Source organism: Sporosarcina sp., from assembly GCF_029257255.1.
Taxonomy (GTDB): Bacteria; Bacillota; Bacilli; order Bacillales_A; family Planococcaceae; genus Sporosarcina.
In genome coordinates, this window is record NZ_JARICI010000076.1 from 1 (window position 1) to 9,021 (window position 9,021).

Sequence of the window (9,021 nt, forward strand, 5' to 3'; positions counted from 1 at the left end):
CAGTGAGCATACAAACGACTTGCTGGAAGAAAAACTGAATAAATGGATTGCGATCTTGCAACCCGCTTTATTTGGTATCTTGGCAGTATGTATTTTATTGGCATATTTAGCGATTTTACTGCCGGTATATCGCATGATTGACACGATATAAAGGAGGAAATGAGTTGTTTAAAAAAATATACAGCAATGAAAAAGGCTTTACTTTAATTGAAATGATGATCGTCCTTCTCATTATAACCGTCTTAGTTTTGATCGCTATTCCAAACGTAACAAAGCACTCTAAATCTATTGATGAAAAAGGTTGTGCTGCCTATATTAAAATGGTAGAAGGACAGGTTCAGGCTTATAAAATGGATGAAAAAAAGATCCCGACAATCAGTGATTTGACGGGTGCGGGATATCTCCCAAATGCGCCAACATGTCCGGACGGCTCAGCGATCACTCTGGACGCTGAGGGAAAAGTCGGATCATCAACTCCATGAAAATAAGTAAACGGCAGCAAGGTTTTACATTCGTGGAACTGCTGCTTGTATTGTCAATTCTCGTCGTGCTCACTGCTGTCATTTTACCTTTTAGTGAGAAGCGACTTCATGCAATGTCAGAAGAAGACGCGCTAAAGGCTTTTATGGCTACTGTTCATGAAACACAGTTGTATGCAGCAACACATCGGGAACATGTAAGATTAAGGTTCTCTGAGGGGGGCAGCGTCTACAAATCTTTTCGCGGTGATCTGTCAGTATTCGCTTCTGGTCGTTTTCCGGAAGGAATGGTCAAAGTGCAGAACACCGGCTTGGCAGAACTGGAATTTCAGCCTTCGGGCAATATGTATCCTACAGGAAAGCTGACGATACGGACGAAAAACTCCGGAACGAAAACGATTACTTTTCAGTTCGAACGGGGGAGGATGCTGATCAATGGATGAAAAAGGGCAATCATGGCCTGAAGCTATGCTGTCTTTAGTTATTATTATGGTGATTTTCAGCTCATTGCTTCCAATGGCGAGTCGTTTGACGACCACTGTTCTCATGAAGAAAAATATGATGATTGCTGCGGAAACAAGCTTTCAAGCAGCCATCCATTATCGAACTGGTGGAGAGACGGCAGGGGTCAGAACGCATGATGGTCATGACTATCAATGGACTGTCATGGGGGATGAAATATGTGTGACGTATGAAGAGTTGCGAGGTGTGCGCAGCAAATGTATAGGCCTATGAAGCATTCGAATGAAAAAGGTTTTTCTTTACTGGAGAGCTTGATCCAGCTGCTAATTTTTTCTATTCTAATTCAGCTGACTGTACTTTTCTTTTATTGGAAAGCACCGATCCTATCGAGTTATCAGAGCGACTTTTTAGGTGAGTGGGAATTGTTTTCGATGGAGCTTCAGCAGCTGCTTGAAGAAGTGGAATATGTTGCTGAACCGACGAACACGAGCGTTTCATTCAAAACAGAAAAAGGGCTGGTAACGATCCAGCTGTATAATCAGCTCATTCGAAAAGTTGTCAGCGGGCAAGGACATGTACCTTTATTGGTAGATGTCGCATCTTGTAAGTTTATAGTTGAAGGAAACCGGCTACGAGTGGCTGTAGAAAGGCAGGATGGTGTCAAAAAAGAAAGGACGTTTGCGATTGGATTATATTCGGAATGAAAAAGGAGGGATGTTCGTTTTCGCCATTATTCTATTATTTTTCGTAAGCCTCTTTCTTTTTTCCCTCGTTTCATGGCATGATAGCTTATATGGCATATACGACTCGCTGGAGATCTATTATGAACGCGAAGCAGTCAAATTAATGAAACGGGATGAATAAAAATGAAACGGATTTACTTAGTAGGTTTTATGGGGTGCGGGAAGAGTGCGATTGGTAAGCGGCTTCATTCGCTGACAGACATTCCATTTTACGATATGGACCATGAAATTTCCGATGAGATGGAGCTGACGATCCCTGAAATTTTCGATCAATACGGTGAACCTTACTTCCGCCAGCTTGAAACGGAATTTTTAGCGTCTTTCCCTGAAGAATATTGTATCGTCGCAACTGGCGGAGGTGTGGCAGTAAAAGAAGAAAATATTCGTTTGATGCGAGAAACCGGCATGGTGTTTTTCTTAAATGCTTCATTCCGTGATATTTGGCGGAGAATATCTACCGATGTCAACCGTCCAATTGTTCAGAAGTCCACGCGAATGGAACTGGAGACTCTTTATAAGAAACGCAAGCCGAAATATTTGCAGGCAAGTCATTTCACTGTCGAAACTACTGGAAAGTCTTTGACTGAAATTGCGGAGTATATTATCTTCCAAATTGAAAGATATCAATAATCATTGTATTGAAAACCGGATGATTAATAATAAACACTGTTAATCATTCGGTTTGTGGACTTTATAAGAAATAGATTGCGCTTACTTCTTTATAATGTTAAGATATCAGTGAAGTGTGAGATTAATTAAATAATGCGGATGATTGCATAGGGAGAGCGCGCATTAGGCGCCGCCGAAGGAGCAAGTAACGAAATGTTATGAATCTCTCAGGTAAAAAAACGTATGCAGGACGCATCTCTGGACATTGCCGGCTTGACCGGCTGCCGATCAGGCAAAAGGACAGGGGTTCTCTTATTTATAGGAGACCCTTGTCCTTTTTTGATTGAATACATACTGTGCGGGTTCAATTCGTACAGACCACAAAGGAGGAAGCAGTTTGACGAATCAATTATTGCGCACGCCCTTATTTGAAAGTTACAAAGAGTACGGTGGAAAGACGATCGACTTTGGCGGATGGGAGCTGCCGGTACAATTTTCCAGCATCAAAGCAGAGCATGAAGCAGTCCGGACTAAAGCGGGACTTTTCGATGTATCGCATATGGGAGAAGTATTGGTCAGCGGAAGCGGAGCGCTGGATTATTTACAGAAGCTCGTGACAAATGATGTTTCGAAACTGCAAATTGGCCAGGCTCAGTATACGGTTATGTGTAATGAGCAGGGCGGTACAATTGATGACTTCCTAATTTACAAACTCGAAGAAGAACGCTATCTATTAGTTGTTAATGCCTCCAATATTGATAAAGATGTCGCTTGGATGGAAAAACAGAAAACTGAAAATGTTGTTATCGATAATCAATCTTCAAATTATGCTTTGTTGGCACTTCAGGGTCCACAGGCGGAAACGGTCTTGCAGAAATTAACAGATGAAGCGCTTAGTGATATTAAGTTTTTCCGTTTCAAAGAGCATGTTCAGGTGGGCGGTGAGAATGTACTTGTTTCGCGCACTGGCTATACCGGAGAAAATGGTTTTGAGATCTACGGTACACCTGAGGCAATTCAGGCACTCTGGCCGAAGATCTTACAGGCGGGTGAAGCTGAAGGAGTCGTTCCGGCTGGACTTGGCGCACGTGACACGCTGCGTTTTGAAGCAGGTCTGCCATTATACGGGCAGGAACTGTCAGCGGACATCTCTCCACTCGAAGCGGGACTTGGTTTCGTTGTAAAAGTGAATAAAGATGAAGATTTCATTGGAAAAGATGTGTTGAAGAAACAAAAAGAGCAAGGTGTTGAAAGGAAACTTGTCGGACTGGAAATGATCGATAAAGGCATTCCGCGTACGGGCTATAAGGTGTTGTCGGGCGAACAGGAGATTGGGGAAGTGACGACAGGAACTCAATCGCCTACATTGAAAAAGAATATCGGTTTTGCGCTGCTGGCGGCTGGCTTTACTGAACTTGGAACAGAAGTAGAAGTGGAAGTTCGTAAAAAGCTTCTGAAAGCAAAAGTAGTAGCAACACCTTTCTATAAAAGATCATAAGTGAAAAGGGGTAAATATATGTTGAAGCATCGTTATCTTCCTATGACAGAGCAAGATCAGAAAGAAATGTTGGAAACGATCGGAATTTCTTCTATTGACGAATTGTTTGCAGACATTCCAGAAAAAGTTCGTTTTACAGGAGAGTACAATATCAAACAGGCGAAATCTGAAACGTCTTTACTGAAAGAGCTTAGCCGTCTGGCAGCAAAGAATGCCAACGCGCAGGACTATGCTTCGTTCCTCGGTGCAGGTGTCTATGATCACTATAAGCCTGTCATCGTCGATCACGTAATTTCACGTTCTGAATTCTACACGGCGTATACACCGTATCAACCGGAAATTTCACAGGGGGAACTGCAAGCGATCTTTGAATTCCAAACGATGATCTGTGAGCTGACAGGAATGGAACTGGCAAACTCGTCCATGTATGACGGTGGAACTGCATTGGCAGAAGCGGGAACACTCGCTGCGGGATATACAAAACGTAAAAAACTACTAGTTTCCTCGACGGTTCATTCGGAATCTCATGCCGTCGTGAATTCCTATGCCAGCGGACAATCCATTGAAGTAGTAACGATTCCGCATGCAGACGGTGTAACAAATGTGGAAAAGCTTAAGGAATTAATTGATGATCAGACAGCTGCAGTAATTGTTCAATACCCAAACTTTTATGGTCAGGTGGAAGATTTGCAGACAATGAGCAATATTGCACATGACAATGGAGCACTTTTCGTTGTATCTGCAAATCCGCTTTCACTCGGACTTTTGACGCCTCCAGGTGCACTCGGTGCAGATATTACAGTAGGGGATGCACAGCCTTTCGGGATTGCTGAAGCATTCGGCGGCCCGCACTGTGGCTATTTCGCGGTAACAAAGAAATTGATGCGCAAAGTGCCGGGCAGATTAGTCGGTGAAACGACAGATGATCAAGGACGCAGAGGATACGTGCTGACACTGCAGGCCCGTGAACAGCATATCCGCCGTGATAAAGCGACATCTAATATTTGTTCCAATCAAGCCTTGAATGCATTGGCAGCATCTGTTGCAATGACAGCACTCAGTAAAGAAGGTATAAAAGAAATTGCTTATCAAAATATCGCAAAAACTGCTTATGCCCGCTCTGCATTTGAGAAGGCAGGCTTTACAGTTAAGTTCAGTACCTCTCATTTCAATGAAATCGTTGTAGACTGCAAAGCACCTGTCAAAGAAGTGAATGAAAGGTTGCTGAAGCAAGGCATCATTGGCGGATATGATCTCAGTCTGGTGGATGAAAACCTGGCAAATCATGCGCTGGTTGCGGTAACGGAACAACGTACGAAAGAAGAAATCGATGCATACGTGCAAGAACTGGAGGCTATCCATGCATAACGAAAATCAAGCCCTCATATTTGAAATCTCAAAAGCTGGACGGGTCGGTTACAGTCTTCCTGAATTAGATGTACCTGAAGTAGATGTTTCTAACATCCTGCCGCAAGGTCTGATCCGTACTGAAGACGCGGAACTGCCTGAAGTTGCGGAACTTGATATAATGCGCCATTACACAGCATTATCCAATCGTAATCACGGTGTAGATACAGGATTCTACCCCCTTGGTTCATGTACGATGAAATACAATCCTAAAATTAATGAAGCAGTTGCCCGTTTCCCAGGTTTTGCCCGCGTTCATCCGTTGCAGGATGAGTCGACAGTGCAAGGTGCATTAGAAGTGGCTTATGATCTGCAGGAACATTTAGCTGAAATTACAGGGATGCCTGCGGTAACTCTTCAGCCGGCTGCAGGTGCACATGGTGAATGGACAGCGTTGATGATGATCCGTGCATTCCATGAAGCAAACGGCGATACAGAGCGAACTAAAGTGCTTGTCCCTGACTCCGCTCACGGCACAAACCCTGCATCCGCAACAGTTGCAGGCTTCGATACGATAACAGTAAAATCGAATGACAATGGATTAGTGGACTTGGAAGATTTGAAAGCGAAAGTAGGCAGCGATACAGCTGCATTGATGCTGACAAATCCGAATACACTTGGACTATTTGAAGAAGATATTCTGGAAATGGCTGCCATTGTACACGGTGTCGGCGGTAAACTCTATTATGACGGAGCGAACTTGAATGCGGTTATGTCAAAAGCACGTCCTGGAGATATGGGCTTTGACGCGGTTCACTTGAACTTGCATAAGACGTTTACTGGACCGCACGGCGGCGGTGGCCCGGGTTCAGGCCCGGTCGGTGTAACAGAAGAACTGGCAGCATTTATGCCGAAGCCTGTCATAACGAAGAAAGAAGACCGTTTTGTACTGGATTACGATGTGCCGCTATCAATCGGCCGCGTGAAGCCATATTACGGCAACTTCGGTATTTATCTGCGTGCTTACACGTATATTCGCACGATGGGTCCGGACGGCCTGAAAGCCGTAACGGAATACGCTGTGCTGAATGCCAACTATATGATGCGCCGACTTGAGCCATATTTCGATCTGCCGTATACGCAGCATTGTAAGCACGAGTTTGTATTGTCAGGACGTCGTCAGAAGAAATTGGGAGTCCGTACGCTGGATATGGCGAAACGTCTTCTGGATTTCGGCTATCATCCGCCAACAATCTACTTCCCGTTGAACGTAGAAGAAGGCATGATGATTGAGCCTACGGAAACTGAATCAAAAGAAACTTTGGATGCTTTCATCGAAGCGATGATTCAGATCGCTAAGGAAGTAGAAGAGAATCCGGAAATCGTTCAGGAAGCACCGCACACAACAGTAATTGGGCGCCTGGATGAAACGAAGGCTGCACGTAAACCGGTTCTGCGTTATACGAAAGAAGCATAATACACAGCAAAAGGAGAGACGAAATTCGTCTCTCCTTTTTTACATTTCATTAAAATCCGATGGAAGAATCGCTGTCCCAATCATTGCGGGTTGCCTGGCGATGCTGTTTCTGCAATTCTTTAATGCGCTCTTTGAAAGAAATGATGCCCTCATAATGAAAGGTAAGCGCGATCGACATGTACAATTCATTTAATTGAGAAATGGACAGATCTTTTGTATGTTCTGCGATTGCTTCAATATGGCTTTCATCAAGGATGTTCTTACGATCAAGTTTTTGCATATATTCTTTCCGTACATTTTTTGTCGGTGAAGTGATTTCATAGGTACTATCAAAACGTCCGGCACGGTTTATTAAGGCGGGGTCGATGCGTTCGGGATAATTCGTTGTCCCGATAATAAAGAGTCCGTCACGAACGTGTACGCCATCCAATGTGTTCAAAAATGTACTGCGCATATGTTCGGGCATGGAATCGATATCCTCAATGACGAGAATAGCAGGTGCCAGACGTTCAACCGTCGAGAAAACCTCCTGGACGGAATGACTGCCTGTAAATTCAGTGATCTGCCAATAGACCACGGGTGCATCGGTCGTTCCGGTAATTGAACGGACAAGAGTAGTTTTGCCGTTGCCGGGAGACCCGTAGAGCAGGATTCCGCGCTTATACGGCAGGCCGTATTCCTTAAAAAAGCGTCCGTCCTCAGTGAAAAACTCATCAATGGATCGGAACAGCTCATTTTTCAGCTTTTCATCAAGCAGCACATCCTTGCGCTCAATTTGTTCGCCAGCGCCGTAAGTCTTCTTTCCGATGCCTTCTTCTGTATCCACTAGATACGTGATGGCTGCCTTCATGGATTCTCTTTGAATAGCATTCAGTTCATGAATAAAGTGTCTAACGTGTTCTGCAGAAGGAGCGAAAAGCATTTGTTCTGACCAAGTCTCTCCTGTCGTCACATAATAAGTAATTTTTGCTGCAGCTATTTGATAGCCAGGGAAGAAAAGCAGTTGATTGTCGATTGTTTCAGACTTTTCAATGGAAAATCCTGTTGCCGACGCATCGGGTATTACTTTTTCGCTCGGCAGTGTTTCGTAAATATGTGCAAGCGATTCATAGGCGATCTTTTTTTGATGAATCAGTTCCGGCAGCATTGTGTCAGTGTAGGTTAGAAATTCTTCGGCATTAATAATCTTCCAATCATCTGGTGACCGCTCCTGAAGTTTGCTGAAAATCGCTTGAAGGACTTCAGCATAAGGTTGCAGATGTGGCAGTTTTACGTATTGCTCCGGTAGGCTGGGAATTAGAAAAGTTGATTTCAAAGTTTAGTCATTCTCCTTTATAAATAATAAATCCCCCTAAAAAGGAGGATTCAATAGTATTATTTTGTTTTGATCTTTCCTGACCACTGCTTGAATCCGCCTTGCAGCTGATAAATATCATTGCACCCTTTTTTCTTCAAGAATAAAGCTGCACGACCTGTACGGCTGTTATTTTGATCGTAAAGGTAGATCTCTTTATCGGGACGAATTTCTTTGTAACGCTGGGAAAACTGTGTAAATGGTATATTGCGGGCACCTAAAATATGTCCGGCTTCAAAATCTTTTGGCTCACGTACATCAATCAGTTGTGCTTTGCGGTATCCTTGAATAAATTGTTCCTGTGTTAATGTGTTGAGTGCTTTTCGTACACGTAAATATGTAATTACGAAATACAGAATGACTGCGAGCACCACTGCGCCCAAAATAAAGTAATTCAAAAAAACTTCCCCCTTTTATCTATATCTTCATTATAAAGATTATCTGGCATCAGTTCAATCGGAATGTTAAAATGTAATGCGTTATTGTTTTTTTCGTTCACGATTTCATATAGCATAAATGAGATACCACAGACTAAGGAGAATGAATATGACAAAAGCGGTTTGGCACTACGTGGATTCGGGAGAGTGTACACCTTCTTACAATATGGCGCTGGATGAGGCGCTGTTGGAATTACATAGCCGTGGGGAAATTGGGCCAGTTCTGCGCTTTTACGAATGGTCTCCCGCTACGTTATCGATAGGCTATTTTCAGAAGATCGAAAAAGATATTGATATGGAAAAAGTAAAAGAACTTGGACTTGGATTTGTGCGCAGACCAACAGGCGGCAGAGGAGTGCTTCACGAGCATGAATTGACGTACAGTGTCATTGTCAGCGAGCAGTATCCTGATATGCCCGATTCCGTCACAGAAGCGTACCGTGTCATTTCTGGCGGATTATTGCAGGGGTTCCGTAATTTAGGTCTGCAGGCAGAGTTCTCAATTCCTGATGAAGAAGTGACAGATCAGCTGCGGCGTCCGAAAAGCGGCGTCTGCTTTGATGCGCCAAGCTGGTATGAATTGGTTGTAGAAGGAAAGAAAGTGGCGGGCAGCGC

11 protein-coding genes and 1 riboswitch are annotated in these 9,021 nt (G+C 43.8%); of the genes, 9 read left to right on the forward strand and 2 right to left on the reverse strand.

Translation table 11 applies throughout. The features are described from left to right. Positions 1 to 164: 164 nt before the first annotated feature. The 8 genes from comGC to gcvPB all read left to right on the forward strand — a co-directional run bounded on the left by comGC (position 165) and on the right by gcvPB (position 6,615). Positions 165 to 482, forward strand: coding sequence for a competence type IV pilus major pilin ComGC (gene comGC, locus Q1J64_RS14165; protein ID WP_301109742.1), 318 nt, complete (start codon positions 165 to 167; stop codon positions 480 to 482). After that, complete coding sequence (locus Q1J64_RS14170; RefSeq protein ID WP_301109743.1) at positions 479 to 922, forward strand: prepilin-type N-terminal cleavage/methylation domain-containing protein; 444 nt, start codon at positions 479 to 481, stop codon at positions 920 to 922. The genes comGC and Q1J64_RS14170 overlap by 4 nt, the downstream gene beginning before the upstream one ends. Further along, positions 915 to 1,214, forward strand: a complete 300-nt coding sequence (locus Q1J64_RS14175; RefSeq protein ID WP_301109744.1) for a hypothetical protein — start codon at positions 915 to 917, stop codon at positions 1,212 to 1,214. The genes Q1J64_RS14170 and Q1J64_RS14175 overlap by 8 nt, the downstream gene beginning before the upstream one ends. Next, the gene (gene comGF / locus Q1J64_RS14180; RefSeq protein WP_301109745.1) at positions 1,199 to 1,645 is read left to right on the forward strand and encodes a competence type IV pilus minor pilin ComGF; all 447 of its coding nucleotides are present in this window, start codon (positions 1,199 to 1,201) and stop codon (positions 1,643 to 1,645) included. The genes Q1J64_RS14175 and comGF overlap by 16 nt, the downstream gene beginning before the upstream one ends. A 162-nt stretch (positions 1,646 to 1,807) precedes the next feature. Further along, positions 1,808 to 2,314, forward strand: a complete 507-nt coding sequence (locus Q1J64_RS14185; RefSeq protein ID WP_301109746.1) for a shikimate kinase — start codon at positions 1,808 to 1,810, stop codon at positions 2,312 to 2,314. A gap of 138 nt (positions 2,315 to 2,452) precedes the next feature. Next, positions 2,453 to 2,546, forward strand: a riboswitch (glycine riboswitch). A gap of 144 nt (positions 2,547 to 2,690) precedes the next feature. Next, entirely contained in the window at positions 2,691 to 3,791 is a 1,101-nt protein-coding gene (gcvT, locus tag Q1J64_RS14190) for a glycine cleavage system aminomethyltransferase GcvT (protein ID WP_301109747.1), read from the forward strand. A 21-nt stretch (positions 3,792 to 3,812) separates the two neighbouring features. After that, positions 3,813 to 5,159 (forward strand): aminomethyl-transferring glycine dehydrogenase subunit GcvPA, encoded by a 1,347-nt coding sequence (gcvPA, locus tag Q1J64_RS14195; RefSeq protein WP_301109753.1) that lies wholly within the window; start codon positions 3,813 to 3,815, stop codon positions 5,157 to 5,159. Beyond that, positions 5,152 to 6,615, forward strand: coding sequence for an aminomethyl-transferring glycine dehydrogenase subunit GcvPB (gene gcvPB, locus Q1J64_RS14200; protein ID WP_301109748.1), 1,464 nt, complete (start codon positions 5,152 to 5,154; stop codon positions 6,613 to 6,615). The genes gcvPA and gcvPB overlap by 8 nt, the downstream gene beginning before the upstream one ends. A gap of 49 nt (positions 6,616 to 6,664) precedes the next feature. Here gcvPB and Q1J64_RS14205 read toward each other — a convergent pair whose 3' ends face one another. Both Q1J64_RS14205 and Q1J64_RS14210 read right to left on the reverse strand, forming a co-directional pair. Next, entirely contained in the window at positions 6,665 to 7,930 is a 1,266-nt protein-coding gene (locus Q1J64_RS14205) for an ATP-binding protein (RefSeq protein ID WP_301109749.1), read from the reverse strand. A gap of 59 nt (positions 7,931 to 7,989) precedes the next feature. Then, positions 7,990 to 8,367 carry a rhodanese-like domain-containing protein gene (locus tag Q1J64_RS14210; RefSeq protein ID WP_301109751.1) on the reverse strand — a complete coding sequence of 126 codons (378 nt, stop codon included), beginning with the start codon at positions 8,365 to 8,367 and terminating at the stop codon, positions 7,990 to 7,992. A 148-nt stretch (positions 8,368 to 8,515) separates the two neighbouring features. On the opposite strand from Q1J64_RS14210, the gene Q1J64_RS14215 reads away from it, so the two are divergent. Continuing rightward, on the forward strand, positions 8,516 to 9,021 hold a 506-nt coding region (locus tag Q1J64_RS14215; RefSeq protein ID WP_301109752.1), incomplete at its 3' end, for a lipoate--protein ligase family protein.

What these genes read in the sequence shown, in the direction of transcription:
- comGF (WP_301109745.1), top strand. Translation starts at nt 1,199, where the DNA reads ATGTATAGGCCTATGAAGCATTCGAATGAAAAAGGTTTTTCTTTACTG.
- Q1J64_RS14170 (WP_301109743.1), top strand. Translation starts at nt 479, where the DNA reads ATGAAAATAAGTAAACGGCAGCAAGGTTTTACATTCGTGGAACTGCTG.
- Q1J64_RS14175 (WP_301109744.1), top strand. Translation starts at nt 915, where the DNA reads ATGGATGAAAAAGGGCAATCATGGCCTGAAGCTATGCTGTCTTTAGTT.
- Q1J64_RS14185 (WP_301109746.1), top strand. Translation starts at nt 1,808, where the DNA reads ATGAAACGGATTTACTTAGTAGGTTTTATGGGGTGCGGGAAGAGTGCG.
- gcvPB (WP_301109748.1), top strand. Translation starts at nt 5,152, where the DNA reads ATGCATAACGAAAATCAAGCCCTCATATTTGAAATCTCAAAAGCTGGA.